We start from the raw sequence: 17,404 nt of genomic DNA, 5'->3' as shown, positions 1-17,404 counted from the left end.
GGGGCGTATACTATTTCAGTTCACCGACGGTGCGGAATGGGGCAATCCCAGATGGACTTGTATCAATCGATACGTAATTTGTAGTTTATGAAATGATTTCGGTGGGCGCTCCCGGAGGTCGTCGACGTGTCGGAGGGACAGTCCACCGCTGAGTCACCTCGAGCCACCAATTCAGCACAAGCTAGGCCGATATTGAGCGCCAGTTGTCACGTGACAACGCATGCGCCACGCCTCCGATTCGTGAAATCGCGGAGTATGGACAGAAGAAGGCTGCCGGGAATGGGCGGGAAGGACTCTGGAGCACGGCCGGTACAACGTAGTCTTCGGGAGGGAACGCGCGCCCCCTTGACCTGCATGCGAAAATCCAGCTCCACACTTTGCGGATCCCGTCAAAGCTTGTACAGCGTCACTGTCCGTCGATCGCGATCAATAACTCGCCACGATCGACAGAGCGACGTCCGTGCCACCCCGCAGGCTATCGATATCCCTTCGCGGAGAATTACCGAACAGCCGACTATATTCCCGGTTGAACTGGGTCGGGCTCGCATACCCGACCCTGAACGCCGCCGACGCAGCGTCGAGGCGCTCCGTCAGCATCAGGCGCCGCGCCTCGTTGAGCCGTATCCATTTCTGATATTGCAACGGACTCATGCCGGTGAGCTGACGGAAGTGGTGATGGAAGGTTGAACTGCTCATCTGAACCTGCGCCGCGAGATCATCGACGCGCAACGACTCGTCGTAGTGGGCGCGCAACCACCGGATCGCGCGCGACACGCGGTTGCACTGACTGCCGGTAGACGCAATCTGGCGCAGGCGGGCGCCCTGGTCGCTCGTCAGCAGCCGATAGTAGATTTCCCGCTCGATGTACGGGGCGAGAACGGCAATCGCGTTCGGGTCGTCCAGCAGCGCGAGTAACCGGTTCAGCGCGTCGTACAGCGGTTCCGTCATGTCGCCGACGACGAGTCCGCGGCCTGCCGGCGCCTCGTCGTGATCCGGCGCGACTTGCACCATCAGTTCGGCCATGACGCGGAAATCGAGCTTGAGGCCGAGCCCGAGAAACGGTTTGTCGGGACTTGCCTCGATGATCTGCGTCGAACCGGGCAGATCGAGCGACGTAATCAGAAAGCGGTCGACGTCGTAGATGTAAGCATCCCCGCTCTGCATGACCCGCTTCGCGCCCTGAACGACGAGACCGAAGCTCGGCTCGACCATGCATTCCATCGGTAGCGTGGGCGCTTCCCGTCGATGAAAGCTCAGGTTGGGAATGGCCGTATTGAGGTGATCGATGCCTTCGGTCCATCTCGCGACGCGCTCCACGAGCGTCTGTCGCAATTCATTCTCGCGGCTGCGGCGGGTCGAACGGTGGCCTGCCTGGTCGAATGCCGCGATGGCGACGTCATCGTCTCGTCGGCCGGGTATGTATCGGACGGGTACCGGATGCATGACTTCTCTACTCAGGTAAATCGGATCGACAGGCAGGCCGTCGACGTGCAGGGGACGCCGGCAATACGTTCACTATCCGGAATCGCGGTACGGCCATCTTCCGGGAAGGCGCATGCAGCGACTGGCGGACTACTTCGTCGCCTGCGATGCGCAAAGCTGCCAGCGTCGCGATTTCGCCGCCGGCGCTGCCGCGCGCTCGTCGACCGCGCGCCACCAGCGCTCGCCACGATGCGGCGCGTCGAGATCGACGCGTTCGCCCATCCTCGGTGTCGAGAGCTCGATGCCGCGTACGAGCGCCAATGCCGTGACACGCTCGAACGGCTCGTGCCAGCGATGCATGGCGAGGTCGAACGTGCCGTTGTGAATCGGGACCAGCCAGCGTCCGCGCAAATCGATGTGCGCCTGAACGGTTTCTTCCGGTTGCATGTGCACGTACGGCCATTGAGCATCATAGGCGCCTGTTTCGATCAGCGTGACGTCGAACGGCCCGAGGCGCTCGCCAATCTCCCGGAAGCCGTCGAAATAGCCCGTATCGCCACTGAAGAACAGGCGCAGGTCGTCGTCGACGATCACCCACGATGCCCACAGCGTACTGTTGCCGTCGAACAGGCTACGCCCTGAGAAGTGTTGCGCGGGCGTCGCCGTCAGCGTCAGCCCGGCCACGTCCACGCTTTGCCACCAGTCGAGCTGGCGGACCTTGTTCGCATCGATCCCCCATTCGATCAGCCGATCGCCGACGCCCAGCGTCGTCACGAACACGCCGGTGGTGGCGGCCAGCGCGAGCACCGTGTCGCGATCGAGGTGATCGTAATGATCGTGCGACAGGATTACGCCGCGCAGCGGCGGAAGATCTTCCAGCGCCATCGGCGGAGCATGAAAGCGCTTGGGGCCGATGCGCCGGAACGGCGACGCGCGCTCGGCAAACACCGGATCGGTCAACCAGAATTCGCCGCGCAGCTTCAGCAACAGCGTCGAATGCCCGAGCCGGTACAGGCTGCGATCGGGCGCCGCGTCGAGTTCCTCGCGGGTCAGCGATTCGACGGGAAGCGCGCCGGCCGGCACGGTATGACGCGGCTTGTTGACCAGCATGTTCCAAGCAATGCCCAGCGTCTTGCCCAATCCTTCGGCGGGCCGCGGCGCGACATTGGCAAAGCGCTCGCCATTGTGCTGCGGCGAACTGCCGGACAGCGTCCGGCCGCGACGGGCGGCCGCAAAGCCAAGAATGCGATGAATCAAAACGAGAGGCGATGCCATGTCGGTTCGTCCGAAAAATAAAGTACACTAAACAGTGTAGTTTATTTTTAGGATAAGTAAACTGCCCGGTGTAAAATTTCTGTATGGATACCAGCACTCCTCCTCAGCGCCTCACTGACCGAAAGCGCGCGGCCATCGTCGATGCGGCAATCGAGGAATTTCTCGCGGCCGGCTACGATGCGACGAGCATGGATCGCATCGCCGCGCGGGCGGGCGTGTCGAAGCGAACCGTCTACAACCATTTCCCGGGGAAGGAGACGCTGTTCGCCGCGATCCTGAACAAGCTGTGGGATGCGACCCGGACCGGCAACTCGCCGACCTATCGCGCCGAGGTGCCGCTGCGCGAGCAATTGCTCGCGCTGCTCGACCGCAAATTGCGATTGATGAACGACGACGCGTTCCTCGCACTGGCGCGCGTCGCGATCGGCGCGGCCATCCACTCGCCGGAACGAGCGCGCGACATGGTCGAACGTCTCGGCGAGCGTGAGGAAGACGTCACGGTCTGGGTGCGTGCGGCTGCGGCGGCCGGCCGTCTGGCGGTTACCGATCCGGCGTTCGCCGCGCACCAGTTGCATGGCGCCGTGAAGGCATTCGCGTTCTGGCCGCAGATCACGATGGGCCAGCCGCCGCTGACGGTGCAGGAGCAGCAGAAAGTGGCGGAATCGGCCGCCGACATGTTCCTCGCGTACTACGCGCGACCGGACGACGGCGCCGCGTCGCATCGCACGCAGGACTGACCGCGCATCCGCAAGCGTGGGCCGATCGAAATCGTTGCGATGCGCGAAACCCACCGATCCGGAGAAAACGAACGCACAATCGCCCCTACCCGTGTCGACCGGTCCGCCGGCCCAAACCCGGCGATACCGTCCGCGGACCCCGAAGCCGACTGCGAGCAACGACCCATGAAGACGCTGTTGATCGTCTATCACACGATGACCGGAGGCACGCAGCAGATGGCCGAAGCGGCTGCCGGTGCGGCTCGCGAGCAGCCCGGCGTCGAGGTCAGGTTGCAGCGCGCGGACGCGACGAGCGCCGACGACGTACTGGCAGCCGACGCGTACCTGTTCGCGACGCCGGAGAATCTTGCGGCGATGTCCGGGTTGATGAAGGATTTCTTCGATCGCTGCTACTACGCGGCGCTCGATCGCGTGAACGGCCGTCCGTATGCGGCGATGGTCTGCGCGGGCAGCGACGGACAGAACGCATTGCGGCAGATCGACCGGATCGCGACCGGATGGCGGCTGAAGAACGTCGCGCCCGGGTTGATCGTCTGCACGCATGCGCAGACTCAGGAACGTATTCTCGCGGCGAAGACGATCGACGGTGACGCGCTCGCGCGCTGCGCCGAACTGGGTGCGGGGCTTGCTGCGGGGCTGGCACTGGGCGTGTTCTGAGGACGGAGCCGGGGGCGCCGATCTGACGAAGCGATACAGGCGGGATCTGCGGCCGTTCGCGCAATACCGATTTCGCAAACAACGCCGAACCGCCGAGGGCCGGGGCTTCAGTTGCCCTTTGCAGTGCCCGAAGGCCGGTAGTATTCGGGCCAAAGACGTTTCACGAGATCGCGCGATGCGCCGTATGCATAGCAACTGTCGATCTTGAGCGGCTTGCCTTCACTGTCTCGGTAATCGAGCGACGATCGCCGCATGCCGACCATCGTCTGATAGGCCGTCGTGGCGATCGGGCCGAGCAATTCCTTCAGGTGCGTGCACGTATCGCAAGACGGCAGGCGCTTGCGCACCTCGCTGTTCCAGCCCGTGCCGATATTCAACCCGACGAGCGCCTGCAGCGAGTCGCCGCCGCCCGGACATTGCGCATACGGATGCGAACGGATGAACGTGGATACGGCGCGCACGACCATGTCGACGTCGAAGACCAGCGTCACGCCGAGATCGTGGAGCGGGGTCAGCGCAGCGACCGTCCGTGCACCGCCGGGCGGCGTGAAATCGGTGGTCTTGCGGTCCGCGAGGCAGGCCGTTACTTCGAACAGGCCATCGCTGCGCCGATAGCCGCGCATGTCGATCTGCCGATGGTGGATCTCCTCGCGCGTAATGCCGTCGTGCGGGGTGTCGTCTTGGGAAACCATGCATCCGCTCCATCTCGTGTAACCGGGTCTTTTCGCAGGCAACGGGATCGCGCGCGCCGATCGGGCGCGCGGTGAAAAGCCGACGGGACGTGCTGCCAACGAGGTCGATTCGGCCATACTACGCACTTTCCGATATTTTCGTCCGCGACGCGATCGATGCGGACGCAACGAATCGGACGCCGATGCCGGCGCAAGCGAGGGTCGGGCGGGCGTGTCGTGCGACGTCGGGGACACGCAACGCATCGCGGATGCGACACGACACTGTTCAACGGCTGTCGCGCGGAAGATGCGTATTCAGTTGAGCGTCCGCACAGCCGATTTCCGGCCGGGCCGCGAATGGCGTGACATCCGGAAACGTATCCATATAATGCGCAACACGACCACGCGGACGCATTTTCGGCGCCGCGGCTCGGGCAAATGCAGACCGGCGAGTCAACCGGCCGTCCCGCGTACCGGTATACTTCCACTCCTGTCTTGTCCGGCATCGAGGCCGGGTGCCTGAAAACAGAGTGGCGTGCGCGATGCGGCCCCGTCGTGTTCCGCACCGGCGGCAGGCCGGCCCCACGCATGGCGGCGATGCTTTTGTGCCGCGCGGCATGGCCGCACGAACCACACTTATATTCCTGGTGGATTGAATTTATGGGTTTTGAACAACTTGCCGAATTGCGGGCGCAGCTCGCAGCGAAGGCCAAGCAGGAGCGCAACGCGAAGCGGCCGGCGGCGCCGACGGACGCCGGCGCGAAGCCGAAGTCCGGCGACCAGCCGTCCCGCGGCGCCAAGCCGGGCGCCGGCGCGAAGGCGCAGCATCGGGCGAAGCCTGCTCCGGCGAAGCCGTCGGCGCCGGTCGATCCGGTCATCGTCGCAATCGGCAAACTGCAGCGAAAGTTTCCGCGCGCGTTCCCGAAGAATCCGGCCCCTAAAGTGCCGCTCAAGGTTGGCATCTGGGACGATCTCGCACGCGAAGCGCAGGCCGTGGGCCTCAACGAAGCGGAACTGCGCGAAGCAATGTCGACGTGGTGCCGCGGCAATCGCTACTGGTCCTGCCTCGTCGAAGACGCGGTGCGCGTCGATCTGCAGGGCAACGAAGCCGGGCGCGTGACGCACGACGACGCGGCGCGTGCGCGCCGTCTGAAGGCTCGCCGCCCTGGCGGCAAGGGTGCGGCACAATCGGCCAAGGGTGCGCAGCAGCAGCCGAAGGCCGAGCAGCCGGCCGAGGCAACTGTCGCACAGCAACCGGCGCAAGCCGAAGCGGAAGCGAAGGTGCAGACCGACGCCGCGCAGCAGGTCGAACAGCAAGCAGCCGGCAACGAGTAATCCGCACCGCGCGCCGCGCACCCGCTGCAAGCCGCGGCGACGCATGACACGACAGACCGACCTGCCTCGACAGAGGCAGGTCGGGACTGCCTCCACCGGCGCTGAATCGGCCGGTACATCTCCTCCCTGTCGAACAGACACAGCGACCGGACGACTCATATTCGTCGATCAGCCTCGGCATGCATGATGTTTCGACGGCTTCGTTTTCGTTCCAATGCTTCGTATTGCAGAATAATGAAGCGGCCTGACCCGATAATTCGCGTTCCGAAATGGCGAAGCGAAACGCGTCGACCGACACGCGAGCGATCCCGCTTGCTCGTCGCGACAAAAATGGCGCGCGATAATCACGACTGGATCATCACCCCGCAGGCAAGCCGATTGTCGCGATACAACCTGTCTTTCGAAAAGTAAGGCAAGCCCCGGTTCGATCCAAAGCCACGCCCAGCGTCGTCAACGTCAATTCAACCCGGACCATGAACCCGAGACATTCCGCGATTTTCGTCGCGCTCGCCGCTGCCGCGCTGTTTGGCGCTGCGACACCGCTCGCCAAGGCGCTGATCGGCGCGATGTCGCCGTTCATGGTCGCCGGCCTTTTCTATCTCGGCAGTGGCATCGGGCTAGGCATCGGGATGCTGCTGCGCGGCTGGCACGGCCGTCGTGCACCGGCCGCGGACGCCGCGCCGTTGCAGCGCGCCGATCTGCCGTGGCTGGCCGGGTCGATCGCGGCGGGCGGCGTGGCCGGCCCGGCTCTGTTGATGCTCGGGCTGTCGAGCACGCCGGCGGCCACGAGCGCGTTGCTCCTCAATCTCGAGGGCGTGCTGACGGCCGTGATCGCGTGGGTCGTGTTTCGCGAGAACGTGGATACGCAGGTATTTGTCGGCATGATGGCGATCGTCGCCGGCGGCGCGCTGTTGTCGTGGACACCGGGCCGGGCCGGCGTGCCGGTCGGTGCGCTGCTGATCGTCGGCGCATGCCTGTGCTGGGCGATCGACAACAACCTGACCCGCAAGGTGGCCGCCAACGACGCGATGGTGATCGCGTGCGTGAAAGGGCTGATCGCGGGGCCGGTGAACATCGGCATCGCGCTGGCGACCGGCGCGACGCCGCCTGCGATACCGGTCACGGCCGCGGCAATGCTGACGGGGCTCGGCGGCTACGGGATCAGCCTCGTGCTGTTCGTCGTCGCGCTGCGTCATCTCGGCAGCGCGCGCACCGGTGCGTACTTTTCGATTGCCCCGCTGTTCGGGGTCGTGCTGTCGCTGCTGATCTGGCCCGCGCTGCCGCCCGCGACGTTCTGGATCGCGACCGCGCTGATGGCGCTCGGCATCTGGCTGCACGTGCGCGAACGGCACGAACACACGCATGCGCACGAGCGGCTCGAGCATACGCATCGGCATCGGCACGACGACCATCACCAGCATGCGCACGACTTCCCGTATGACGGCGATGAACCGCACACGCATCCGCACGTGCATCTGCCGATCACGCATAGTCACGCGCATTTTCCGGATATTCATCACCGGCATCGACACTGACCGTGTCGTGAGCGACGGGCGGCGGATCGCGAGGTTCCCATTTATGGGAAGCGCGAGCGGCCGTTCATCGGTCCGCCGACGCCGGTTGCCGGCATTCGCGTGCCGGAAGCCGCGCGTTGCCGCCTCGGGGTGCGACGCGCGGAACACGCGCGGGCAACCGGTCAGCGATTTGACGATCATTCAGCTGTTGCCGCGTGAGATGCGGGCTATCCGCGCTCTTTCGTCGAAGTGGGATGCGGCGTCGAAGTTGCGTAACGGTAGGTTCGCGCTTGCCATGCCGGTCAACGCGGCTTTTCCGGCTGACGATGCGACGAAACAGGCGGCGTCACGCGTCGCCATGGCAACTATCGCGCTCGAGGAAAGCAGAAACCGAAATCCTCGCAACCGGGGCATCCGGGCGCGGGCCCGGGCGGTACGCCGCGCGATGCGGCCACTTCCTGCGCGAGGAATTTCTTCCAGCGCAGATGAGCGATGTTGCGCGCGGCGAGCACGGGGAAAAAGCGCTCGAGCATCGCGGATACCGCATCGCGCCCGTCGAGCCCGAGGTCGCGCCACAGATGGTCGGGGCGCAGGCACGCATGCGCGATGATCGACGCAAGGCAGTCGGCATCGTCGCGGGCGACGGCGGGATTCGCGTCGTCCATCAGCCGTGCATGCAGCGTCGCGACGAATGCCGAGTGGGTGGCGGGCAACGGCGACGGCGCGGCCGTCGGCACGAGTGCGGCGGCATCGACTGACCGCAGGTGCGGAAACTGCCGGGCCAGCAGGCCGGCGAGCTGGCCGGGCAGCAAGCCGAGCAGCGACAGTTCGTTGCGGCACGCGCGTGCCGTCACGAGCGCACCGAACAGCCGTGCATCGGGCGCGTCGGCGTGGGCCGCAGCAGCTTGCAGCGACTGCAACGCCCGTTCATGCGTGCGATCGGCCGGAGCGATCATCGCGTCGCTCCTGACGAGAACCGGGTCGCACGCATGCGCGGCGTCCAATGAATCGCCGTCGCGATCGTCACGCGATCACTCGACGCCGACGATCACGCTCGATGCCTTGAAGATCGCGGCTGCGGCGGTGCCGCTCGCGAGCCCGAGACGATCGACGCTGTCGTTGGTGACGATCGCGATGATTTCGGCACCGCCCGCGGCCTTGATCACGACCTCCGAATTGACCGCGCCCTTCGCGACCGACACGACGGTGCCCGCGACGCAGTTGCGGGCCGACACCTTGCTGCTGTCGACGTCGACCATCACGATCACCGACGACGCCTTGACGAGCGCGAATGCCTTCGTGCCGGCCGCGAGGCCAAGCGACGCTGCGCTGCCGTGGGTGATCACGGCGACGATCTCGAGGCCGTCCTGCGTGCGCAGCGTGATTTCGTCGTTGACGGCACCGGGCTTGACGGCGCTGATCTCGCCGGCAAATTGGTTGCGGGCGCTCGTTCGCATGATGACTCTCCGGGTAGGTGCCGCGGCCGGGCCGGCCGCGGTAGCGGGTGACTGGAAATGCATCGGCCAGTGTACCGTCAACGCCGCCCCTGCGAATGCTGTCGCGTGAATCAGTAAAACCGGTCGCCGCAGGGTGTTTCGTCACGCATGCGACATATGCCGATGTCGCTACGGCGCCGACGGGCCGGCCGCAGGTGCGGTGGCCGCAGAGCCGGCGTCCACGGCGGCCGTTGCGCCGTCGCCGTCCCATCCGCCGCCGAGCGCGAGGAAGAGCCGCACCTGGTCGGCCGCGACCTGACCCTCGGCCGCCGCGACCTGCGCCCGCACGCTCGTCAACGTGCGCGTCGCATCGAGATCGGCGATGAACGATTCCCGGCCGGCCGCATAGAGACGATGCGTTTCGGCGGCGGAGTTGCGGGCCGATTCGTACGCGGTGCGCAGCGCATCCGTGCGCTGCACGTCGGCCGCGTAGGTCGCGAGGCTCGACTGCGTTTCGCGCAGCGCATTCAGCACGACGCCGTCGAAGTGCGCGAGCGCGCCGCCGGTTGCGGCTTCGGCTTCGCGTACGCGCGCACGCTGGCCGTTGACGGGGAACGACCAGCTGATCAGCGGGCCGAACGACCAGCGATTCGTGGTGGACGAGAACAGGTCGGCGGCGACGCCGACCGAGCCGGCCGACGCACCGATGCTGACCGACGGGTACAGCGCGGCGGTCGCCACGCCAATCCGCGCGGTCGCGGCGGCGAGCTGCCGCTCGGCTTCGCGCACGTCGGGCCGGCGGCGCAGCAGCGCGGCGCCGTCGCCGATCGGAATCGGTTGACGCAGCTTCGGCAGGCGTTCGCATTCGGCGGCGGCTTTCGGCAGGTCGGCCGGGGCGCGCGCGAGCAGCGCGGCGAGCTGGTACTGCGCGATCTTGCGGCGGCCTTCGAAGCGCGGAATGTCGGCGGAGAGCGTGCGCACCTGCGTCACGCCGCGCGTCACGTCGGTCTGGTTGCCGCGCCCGGCATCGCGCAGCCGCTGCGACAACGCGACGCGCTGCTGCTGCAGCGCAAGCGACTGCTTCGCGATCGCCAGTTCGTCGCCGGCCGAGCACGCTTCGACGTATGCACGCACGACGTCGGCCACGACCGTGATGCGCGCGAGGTCGCCGGCCGCCTTGACGGCCTCGCTGTCCGCGCGCGCGGCTTCGACGCCGCGCCGCAGCTTGCCGAACAGATCGAGTTCGTACGACACGTTGATGCCGACCGCCCCTTCGTTGACGACCGGCAGCTTGTTTTCGAGCAGGTATTGCTCGGCGGATTCCTGCGCGCGCTGCACGGCCGCTTCCGCTTTGCCCGAAAAGCCACCCTGTTCGTTCGCGACCACCAGCGCCGCGCGCGAGCGCGCGAGGTTCGCCGCGGCGACGCGCAGGTCGGTGTTCGACTTCAGCGCATCGCGCACGAGAGCGTCGAGTACCGGGTCGTCGTACAGCTGCCACCAGTTGCCGGGCACCGCGTCGCGCGACACCAGCGCGCCGTTCGCATCGTCGAGCGCATGGTTCGCGAGCGGTGCGTTGACGTACGCCTGTTGCGGCAGCGTGTAGTCGGGGCCGACCGACTTGCACGCACCGAGTGCGAGCGCGAGCGGGGCGAGCGTCGCCGCGACGCGCAGACCGTGCCGCTTCATTGCGATGCTCCCACGGCGCTGGCGGCCGTACCTGACGTAGCCGAAACCGGCGCGGCCGCCGACGCGGTGCCGGCGCCTGCCGGTTTCGCGTCGTCGTTGCGACGCGCGTCGGCGCCGCGCATCGACACGGTCGCGGTACGGCCCGCGATCATCCGGAAATCGTCAGGCACCTCGTCGAGCACGACGCGCACCGGCACGCGCTGCGCGAGCCGCACCCAGCTGAACGCCGGGTTCACGTTCGGCAGCAGGTTTGCGCCTTGCGTGCGGTCGCGATCCTCGATCGCGGCGACGATGCTCTGCACGTGGCCGCGCAGCGCATGCGGCTCGCCCATCACGATGATGTCGACCGGCTGGCCGATATGGATGCCGCGCAGCTTGGTTTCCTCGAAGTAGCCGTCGACGCGGAACGAGTTGCGGTCGACGACCGACAGCACCGCGCGGCCGGCCGGCACGTATTCGCCGACGCGCGGTGCGCGGTCGTTCAGGTAGCCGTCCACGGGACTGACGATCGTCGTGCGCCGCAGGTTCAGCTTCGCGGTGTCGAGCGACACCTGCGCATCGGCGACGCTGGCTTCGCCCTGCTCGACGCGCGTGCGGCTTTCCTCGACCTGTTCGCTCGCGACCAGGTTGCCGAGTTGCAGGTTGCGCGCGTATTCGCGCTTCGCCTGCGCCAGCGTCGCACGGCGCTGCGCGAGCGTCGCTTCGGCGAGCCGTTCCGCGAGCGCGTAGCGCGCCTGGTCGATCACGAACAGCACCTGACCACGCTTGACCGCCTGGTTGTCGGCGACCTGCACCGACGTGATGAGGCCCGACACGTCCGGCGCGACCTGGATCACGTCGGCGCGCACGTGCCCGTCGCGCGTCCACGGCGAGAACATGTAGTAGTTGATGATGCGCCACAGCACGAGGCCGGCCACGACGACGACGATCAGGGTGAGCAGGACTTGCCCTGCCGAGAGCCAGGTTTTTTTCACGTTAGGTAGCCACGAGTTGGTGGGACACGATCACGACGGCGGCCAGCACGAACACGTAGATGCCGAGGTCGAAGATCGAACGGTGCCAGACGAGGCGGTAGAAGCCGACGCGTTCGAGCACCGCGCGCACGACGATGTTGATCAGGTACGCGATCAGCATCAGCACGAGCGGGGCCGGCACGAACACGCCGAAGATATCGATTTCGCCGATCATGGTCGCGGTCGGAAGGACAAAGTGGAAAGCCGGCTCATGCGCGTGCTCCGTCCGGCGCCTGTGGCGCTTGCGCGGCCGCGGCCGGATACAGCGACAGGCGCATGCCGACGAGCGCATGCAGCGTGTCGCGCAGCCGGCGGTGCGTGGCCGGTACCGCGGGCGTGGGCACGCCGTCGGCCTGCTCGGCGCCCGGCAGGTTGCGGCCGGCCACGCGCCGCAGCGCGTCGTCGATCGTCGCGAGCAGCTCGGGCGGCACGGGCTGGCGCGCGTTCGCGGCCGCGCAGCGCGCGTAGTGATCGGTGACGCCGGCCAGCACGCGATCGATCGCGTCGGGCACGTCGCCCGACAGCCTGCGACGCGAGCGGCGCAGATCGAGCGCGTTCAGCGCGATGCGCAGGTCGCGGAAGCTCTCGATCGACGGGTGGCGGTGGTCGTCGGACGCGCCGAGGCGCGGCAGCAGCTGCGTGACGCGATCGAGCATCCGCGATGCGTGGTTGCGCTGATCGTCGAGCGGTTGCGTCGACGCGGAGCGCGCGACGTCCTCCCAGCCCGCGCGCAGCAGGCGCCGCACCGCGAGCTCCGCGCCGAACGGCCGCGTCGCGCGTGTCCACACGTACGCGAACAGCAGCCCGGCGACACCCGCGAGGTTGCTGTTCAGGAACACGAAGAAATCGGCTTCGTACGCGCTCTGGATGCTGATGAAGGTGGCCGTGTTCACCGCGACGAGCATCGTCACCATGTTGAACTGCGGGCGGGGCAGCAGCGTGCCGATCAGGATGAACGGGCCCGCGAACATCAGCACGAGCATCGCGAAATCGTGTACGTGCGGCAGCACGACGAACAGGTACAGGCCGGCGAACACGACGCTCGCGGCGGTCGACAGGAAGAACTTGAACACCAGCGGCGCGGGCTCGTCGAGCGCGGCGAAGAAGCTGCACGACACGGCCACGAGCGTGACGGCGGCCGCGCCGTCGTGCCAGCCGGACGAGATCCACAGCCAGCACGCGAACACGATCGCGAACACGACGGTCAGCGTGGAGAACAGCATCATCCCGCGATCGAAGAAGCGCTCGGTGCCGCCGAGCCGCCAGTGCCGGTAGCGCGGCTGCCACACGCCGGACTCGTTCGCGATCAGCGCGCGCAGCGAGCGGCAGTCCTGCCAGATGTCGATGACCTGGCGCAGCCGCCACAGCGCATTCGACAGCAACGCGCCGTCCCAGCTCGCCAGCGCGCTGTCGGGCGGCTGCAGCGCGGCGATGCGCTCGCGCAGGTCGTCGGCGACAGGATCGTGCGCCATGTCGCCGTCGGAGCCGGTCTTCACGGCCGGCAGTGGCGCGTCGAACCATTTCGCGGCGTCGGCCAGCAGCGCGTCGAGCGCGGGCGGGCGCACGTGCAGGTCGCGCATCAGCGCGATCAGCGGATCGGCGAGCGACGACATCAGCGGCAGGAACAGTTGCATCCGACCGGCGAGCGCCTGCGCGCGCGCGAGGACACGCGGATGCGCATGGTCGTAGCCCAGCTGGCTCAGCAGGAATTCGAGGCCGGTGATCGTCGCGGCGAGCCGCTGCCGGCATGCGGACAGCGCCTTGCCGGCCAGGTGCCCGGACAGCGTTTCTCGGCCGTAGAACGCGGCGTCCTTGAACCACGCGTCGGTGCGCTCGATCAGCGTCGGCGCGAGCCGGTTCGGGAACACGGCGCTGCCCACCACGCTCGCGCACACGATGCCGAGCACGATTTCCTCGGTGCGCGCGATCGCGACGTCGAATATCGTGGACGGATCGGTGACGGTCGGCAGCGCGACCAGCGGCATCGTATAGCCGGCGAGCATGAAGACGTAGCTGCGCGCGGTGCGGTCGGAGATCGCGAGGTACAGCAGCGTGCCGCACCAGGTCGCGACGATGATGCTGAACAGGAGCGGCGTCTCGACGAACGGCGGCACGAAGAAGATCGCGGCGGCCGCGCCGAGCGCGGTGCCGAGCGCACGGTACAGCGCCTTCGAGCGCGTCGCGCCGACGAACGGGTTCGACACGATGTAGACGCTCGCCATCGCCCAGTACGGGCGCGGCAACTGGAAATACAGGCCGAGGTACAGCGCCAGCATCGACGCGGCGAACGTCTTGCCCGAGAACAGCCAGTCGCGAAGGCTCGGATAGGTCATGACGCGGAATCGGCGGGGCGGGACGGGTGCGACGCCGGAGGATGCGGATCGGCTGCGCTGAACGCGTTCAGCACGCGCAGCGTCGCTTCGAGATCGGCGCGCGACACGCCCTTGAGCACCTGGGCGCGCAGCGCGCGCAGGTCTTCCTCCATCTTTGCGGTGACCGCGCGGCCGGCGGCCGTCAGCGAGATCGTCTTCGCGCGGCGATCGTGCGGATCCTCGTCGCGGCGCGCCAGGCCGGCCGCGCACAGCTGGTCGAGCAGGCGCACGAGCGACGGCCCTTCGATGCCCACGTGCTCGGCGAGCGTGCCTTGCCGCACGCCTTCGCCGAGGCGCCCGGCGATCAGCAGCGGCGTCGCGCAGGCTTCGGATACGTTGTATGCGGTCAGCACGCCGTCGCTGGTGCGGCGCCACTTGCGCGCGGTGAGCACGAGCAGGCTGCTGACGGCGAGGCGGAGGTCGTGCAGATTGGTCATGGGCGAGATGATAGGGGCAAAAACATTCGATAGCAAACTATCGTTTTCTTTACCCGGACGGCACGTCCCAAGAGGCGCGGCGGCTATATTGAATCGGCGGACGACCACTGTCCGGCCACACGAGCACGACCGCGCATGTAAAGCAAATTCCAAGCCGGCGCGTCGCACGCTGCGCGGGTAGGCAGCCCGCGACTTTCGATCGACCGAAAAAGGTGTGGGCCGCAGTCGTCCGGGCACGCCGATTGCCTCGTCCGATTCGACCCGCAGCGTCCTGCTTCCGCACGCGATTGAACTAGGACAATATTTTCGGGGTGTCTTTCTGAGCGACCATGCGGAAGCCACGACGGAGACATCGAGATGGGACGGACCGAGGTATCGGCAGGCTGGCGCGACGCGATCGGCGCGGTGCACGGCATCGAGTCGAAATACAAGCGGCTCGTGAAGGCGATCGCCAGCGACATCGAGAACGGCGCGCTCGCGCCGGGCGCGCGGCTCGCGCCGCAGCGCGACGTCGCGTCGAGCCTCGGCGTCAGCGTGCAGACCGTCACCAACGCGTACAAGGAGCTCGAGCGTCAGGGACTGATCCGCTGCGAGGTCGGCCGCGGCAGCTTCGTGGCCGCGCGCGTGACCGAATCGATGTCGAACTACATCCTCGATACGACCGAGCGCGAGCTCGTCGATTTCTCGATCGCCCGCATCGTGCACACGCCGGAGCACGATGCGGCGTGGCGCAGCGTGTGCACGGCGCTGGCCGGCGCCGACGATCAGCCGTGGATCCGCTCGTTCCGGCCGATCGCCGGCCTCGATGCGCATCGCGACGCGGGCGCCGCGTGGCTCGCGTCGCTGAACATGCCGGTGCACCGCGAAGCGCTGCTGGTCACGAACGGCGCGGCGCACGGGATCTTTCTCGCGCTCGCGTCGATCGTCGGGCCGGGCGACACCGTGTTGTGCGAGAGCCTGACCGATCACGGCGTGATCGGCTCCGCGAACGTGCTCGGGTTTACGCTGAAAGGGCTCGAGATGGACGAGCACGGCATCCGTCCCGAACATTTCGAGGAGATGTGCGACGGCGAGCGGATCAGCGCGCTCGTCTGCACGCCGACCCTCAATAACCCGACCGTGTCGATGATGACCGAATCGCGGCGGCGCTCGATCGCGCGCATCGCGACGCGCTACGGCGTATACGTGATCGAGGACGACGTGTACGGCCCGCTGCCCGAGAAGACGGGCACGCCGATTGCCAGCCTGATTCCGGAGCTCGGCTTCTACTGCACGAGCATGACGAAATCGGTGTTGACGGGGTTGCGCACCGGCTATCTTGCGATGCCGCGGCGGCTCGCGTTGCGCGTCGAGAGCGTGTTGCGCGTGAGCAGCTGGATGGCGACGTCGCCGATCGCCGAGATCGCGACGCGCTGGATCGCCGACGGCACCGCGCGGCGGCTCGTCGAACTGCAGCGCCAGCGGCTCGCCGTGCGTCAGGAGATGGTGCGGGCCGCACTGGGGCCGTATGTGCTCGGTGCGCACCCGAACGCACTTTCCGCATGGCTGCGCGTGCCCGATTACTGGCAGGCCGAGCGGATCGTGCGCGAATTGCGCACCCGCAAGATTGCGGTGACGTCGCCCGATCCGTTTCTCGTCGGCGGCACGGAGCGGCCGAACGCGGTGCGCGTGTGCATCGGCGCCGAAACCTCCGATGCGGCGTGCAATGCAGCGCTCGAGACGATCGCGGGCGTGTTCGAACAGTATCCGCATCTGAACGATTTCCACTGAACCGGCGGTGTCGTCGCGACATCGCGCGCAATGTATCAGGACATTCGAAAGCGCGATTTGGAACATTAGACTGGATCGCATCACATTCGTCGCGAGGCGTGCGTTCCATGTCTTTCCTGTCGCTGTCCGACGTCTACCGCGCGCGCCGCTGCCTCGCCGGGCGCGCCGACGGTACGCCGCTCGTCGCGTCCGCCGCGCTGTCCGCGCGCGTCGGCGCACCCGTCTACCTGAAGCTCGAAACGCTGCAGCCGACCGGCAGCTTCAAGCTGCGCGGCGCGACCAACGCGCTCGCGGAACTCGCCGCGCAACGCGTGACGCGCGTGGTCACCGCATCGACCGGGAATCATGGCCGCGCGGTCGCGCATGCGGCACGCGCGCTCGGCATCGACGCGGCCGTCTGCATGTCGTCGCTCGTGCCGGCCAACAAGGTCGAGGCGGTCGCGGCGCTTGGCGCGCGCGTGGTGATCGTCGGCGACAGCCAGGACGACGCGCAGGTGGAAGCGCGGCGGCTGGTGCGCGACGAAGGCTATGCGTACGTGCCGCCGTTCGACGATCCGCGCATCATCGCGGGCCAGGCGACGATCGGCGTCGAGATACTCGAAGCGCTGCCGGATACGGCGACGCTCGTCGTGCCGCTGTCGGGCGGCGGCCTGTTCAGCGGCGTCGCGTTTGCCGCGAAGGCGATCCGGCCGGCGATCGACGTGATCGGCGTATCGATGGCACGCGGCGCCGCGATGCACGCGAGCCTCGCGGCCGGCCGCCCGGTCGACGTCGACGAGCAGCCGACGCTGGCCGATTCGCTCGGCGGCGGCATCGGCCTCGACAACCGCTACACGTTCGACATGACGCGCGCACTGGCCGACGACGTCGTGCTGCTCGACGAGCCGTCGATCGCGCGCGGCATCGCGCATGCGTATCGGGAAGAGAGGCTCGTCGTCGAAGGCGCCGGCGCGGTCGGCCTCGCCGCCCTGCTGGATGAACGGATCGCACGCCGCGATCGCCGCGGCCCGGTCGTCGTCGTCGTGAGCGGCGCGAACATCGACATGGCCGTGCATCGCCGGCTCGTTTCGGAGAACTGA

Annotated in this window: 16 protein-coding genes; 6 read left to right on the top strand and 10 right to left on the bottom strand. The window is 67.3% G+C overall.

Annotated features, from left to right (window positions below; all coding sequences use genetic code 11):
• Window positions 1-426: 426 nt before the first annotated feature.
• Window positions 427-1,443: an AraC family transcriptional regulator gene (locus CFB49_RS35250; RefSeq protein ID WP_089493692.1), complete on the bottom strand. Its 1,017-nt coding sequence runs from the start codon at window positions 1,441-1,443 to the stop codon at window positions 427-429.
• A 129-nt stretch (window positions 1,444-1,572) separates the two neighbouring features.
• Window positions 1,573-2,697 (bottom strand): MBL fold metallo-hydrolase, encoded by a 1,125-nt coding sequence (locus CFB49_RS35245; protein WP_089493691.1) that lies wholly within the window; start codon window positions 2,695-2,697, stop codon window positions 1,573-1,575.
• 83 nt (window positions 2,698-2,780) lie between these two features.
• Here CFB49_RS35245 and CFB49_RS35240 point away from each other — a divergent pair, with 83 nt between their 5' ends.
• Together CFB49_RS35240 and CFB49_RS35235 are read left to right on the top strand one after the other, a co-directional pair.
• A complete protein-coding gene (locus CFB49_RS35240; protein WP_089493690.1) occupies window positions 2,781-3,434 on the top strand; it encodes a TetR/AcrR family transcriptional regulator in 654 nt (217 codons plus the stop codon).
• A gap of 165 nt (window positions 3,435-3,599) precedes the next feature.
• Window positions 3,600-4,091 carry a flavodoxin family protein gene (locus tag CFB49_RS35235; RefSeq protein ID WP_069619697.1) on the top strand — a complete coding sequence of 164 codons (492 nt, stop codon included), beginning with the start codon at window positions 3,600-3,602 and terminating at the stop codon, window positions 4,089-4,091.
• A 107-nt stretch (window positions 4,092-4,198) separates the two neighbouring features.
• On the opposite strand, the gene CFB49_RS35230 is transcribed toward CFB49_RS35235, so the two are convergent.
• On the bottom strand, window positions 4,199-4,783 hold the full coding sequence (locus CFB49_RS35230) for a DUF2889 domain-containing protein (protein ID WP_069619698.1): 585 nt from the start codon (window positions 4,781-4,783) through the stop codon (window positions 4,199-4,201).
• A gap of 639 nt (window positions 4,784-5,422) precedes the next feature.
• Between CFB49_RS35230 and CFB49_RS35225 the strand changes: the two genes are divergently transcribed.
• Both CFB49_RS35225 and CFB49_RS35220 read left to right on the top strand, forming a co-directional pair.
• Entirely contained in the window at window positions 5,423-6,097 is a 675-nt protein-coding gene (locus CFB49_RS35225) for a ProQ/FinO family protein (protein WP_089493689.1), read from the top strand.
• Window positions 6,098-6,570: 473 nt separating this feature from the next.
• A complete protein-coding gene (locus CFB49_RS35220) occupies window positions 6,571-7,632 on the top strand; it encodes a DMT family transporter (protein WP_089493688.1) in 1,062 nt (353 codons plus the stop codon).
• 344 nt (window positions 7,633-7,976) lie between these two features.
• On the opposite strand, the gene CFB49_RS35210 is transcribed toward CFB49_RS35220, so the two are convergent.
• The 7 genes from CFB49_RS35210 to CFB49_RS35180 form a co-directional block, all read right to left on the bottom strand.
• Window positions 7,977-8,567, bottom strand: coding sequence for a nitrogen fixation protein NifQ (locus CFB49_RS35210; RefSeq protein ID WP_089493763.1), 591 nt, complete (start codon window positions 8,565-8,567; stop codon window positions 7,977-7,979).
• Window positions 8,568-8,642: 75 nt separating this feature from the next.
• Window positions 8,643-9,068 carry a TOBE domain-containing protein gene (locus CFB49_RS35205; protein ID WP_069619702.1) on the bottom strand — a complete coding sequence of 142 codons (426 nt, stop codon included), beginning with the start codon at window positions 9,066-9,068 and terminating at the stop codon, window positions 8,643-8,645.
• Window positions 9,069-9,236: 168 nt separating this feature from the next.
• Window positions 9,237-10,733, bottom strand: coding sequence for an efflux transporter outer membrane subunit (locus tag CFB49_RS35200; RefSeq protein ID WP_089438111.1), 1,497 nt, complete (start codon window positions 10,731-10,733; stop codon window positions 9,237-9,239).
• Window positions 10,730-11,707: an efflux RND transporter periplasmic adaptor subunit gene (locus CFB49_RS35195; RefSeq protein ID WP_089493687.1), complete on the bottom strand. Its 978-nt coding sequence runs from the start codon at window positions 11,705-11,707 to the stop codon at window positions 10,730-10,732. The genes CFB49_RS35200 and CFB49_RS35195 overlap by 4 nt, the downstream gene beginning before the upstream one ends.
• A 1-nt stretch (window position 11,708) precedes the next feature.
• A complete protein-coding gene (locus CFB49_RS35190) occupies window positions 11,709-11,921 on the bottom strand; it encodes a DUF1656 domain-containing protein (protein ID WP_006481008.1) in 213 nt (70 codons plus the stop codon).
• A 34-nt stretch (window positions 11,922-11,955) separates the two neighbouring features.
• A complete protein-coding gene (locus tag CFB49_RS35185) occupies window positions 11,956-14,079 on the bottom strand; it encodes an FUSC family protein (RefSeq protein WP_089493686.1) in 2,124 nt (707 codons plus the stop codon).
• The gene (locus CFB49_RS35180) at window positions 14,076-14,555 is read right to left on the bottom strand and encodes a MarR family winged helix-turn-helix transcriptional regulator (RefSeq protein ID WP_089438108.1); all 480 of its coding nucleotides are present in this window, start codon (window positions 14,553-14,555) and stop codon (window positions 14,076-14,078) included. The genes CFB49_RS35185 and CFB49_RS35180 overlap by 4 nt, the downstream gene beginning before the upstream one ends.
• 357 nt (window positions 14,556-14,912) lie before the next feature.
• Between CFB49_RS35180 and ehuR the strand changes: the two genes are divergently transcribed.
• A complete protein-coding gene (gene ehuR / locus CFB49_RS35175) occupies window positions 14,913-16,325 on the top strand; it encodes a MocR-like ectoine utilization transcription factor EhuR (RefSeq protein ID WP_089493685.1) in 1,413 nt (470 codons plus the stop codon).
• Window positions 16,326-16,432: 107 nt separating this feature from the next.
• Window positions 16,433-17,404, top strand: a complete 972-nt coding sequence (eutB, locus tag CFB49_RS35170) for a hydroxyectoine utilization dehydratase EutB (protein WP_089438106.1) — start codon at window positions 16,433-16,435, stop codon at window positions 17,402-17,404.

The sequence above is a fragment of the Burkholderia sp. AU17457 genome (assembly GCF_002223255.1).
Taxonomy (GTDB): Bacteria; Pseudomonadota; Gammaproteobacteria; order Burkholderiales; family Burkholderiaceae; genus Burkholderia; species Burkholderia sola.
The sequence above is the reverse complement of the archived record's forward strand: the minus strand, read 5'-3'. Positions and strand labels throughout refer to the sequence as shown.

Excerpts from the sequence above, each read along its gene's own strand:
- eutB (WP_089438106.1), top strand. The coding sequence starts at position 16,433 with ATGTCTTTCCTGTCGCTGTCCGACGTCTACCGCGCGCGCCGCTGCCTC.
- CFB49_RS35235 (WP_069619697.1), top strand. The coding sequence starts at position 3,600 with ATGAAGACGCTGTTGATCGTCTATCACACGATGACCGGAGGCACGCAG.
- CFB49_RS35250 (WP_089493692.1), bottom strand. The coding sequence starts at position 1,443 with ATGCATCCGGTACCCGTCCGATACATACCCGGCCGACGAGACGATGAC.
- CFB49_RS35220 (WP_089493688.1), top strand. The coding sequence starts at position 6,571 with ATGAACCCGAGACATTCCGCGATTTTCGTCGCGCTCGCCGCTGCCGCG.
- CFB49_RS35240 (WP_089493690.1), top strand. The coding sequence starts at position 2,781 with ATGGATACCAGCACTCCTCCTCAGCGCCTCACTGACCGAAAGCGCGCG.
- CFB49_RS35205 (WP_069619702.1), bottom strand. The coding sequence starts at position 9,068 with ATGCGAACGAGCGCCCGCAACCAATTTGCCGGCGAGATCAGCGCCGTC.
- CFB49_RS35190 (WP_006481008.1), bottom strand. The coding sequence starts at position 11,921 with ATGATCGGCGAAATCGATATCTTCGGCGTGTTCGTGCCGGCCCCGCTC.
- CFB49_RS35225 (WP_089493689.1), top strand. The coding sequence starts at position 5,423 with ATGGGTTTTGAACAACTTGCCGAATTGCGGGCGCAGCTCGCAGCGAAG.
- CFB49_RS35185 (WP_089493686.1), bottom strand. The coding sequence starts at position 14,079 with ATGACCTATCCGAGCCTTCGCGACTGGCTGTTCTCGGGCAAGACGTTC.
- CFB49_RS35180 (WP_089438108.1), bottom strand. The coding sequence starts at position 14,555 with ATGACCAATCTGCACGACCTCCGCCTCGCCGTCAGCAGCCTGCTCGTG.
- CFB49_RS35245 (WP_089493691.1), bottom strand. The coding sequence starts at position 2,697 with ATGGCATCGCCTCTCGTTTTGATTCATCGCATTCTTGGCTTTGCGGCC.
- CFB49_RS35230 (WP_069619698.1), bottom strand. The coding sequence starts at position 4,783 with ATGGTTTCCCAAGACGACACCCCGCACGACGGCATTACGCGCGAGGAG.
- ehuR (WP_089493685.1), top strand. The coding sequence starts at position 14,913 with ATGGGACGGACCGAGGTATCGGCAGGCTGGCGCGACGCGATCGGCGCG.
- CFB49_RS35200 (WP_089438111.1), bottom strand. The coding sequence starts at position 10,733 with ATGAAGCGGCACGGTCTGCGCGTCGCGGCGACGCTCGCCCCGCTCGCG.
- CFB49_RS35210 (WP_089493763.1), bottom strand. The coding sequence starts at position 8,567 with ATGATCGCTCCGGCCGATCGCACGCATGAACGGGCGTTGCAGTCGCTG.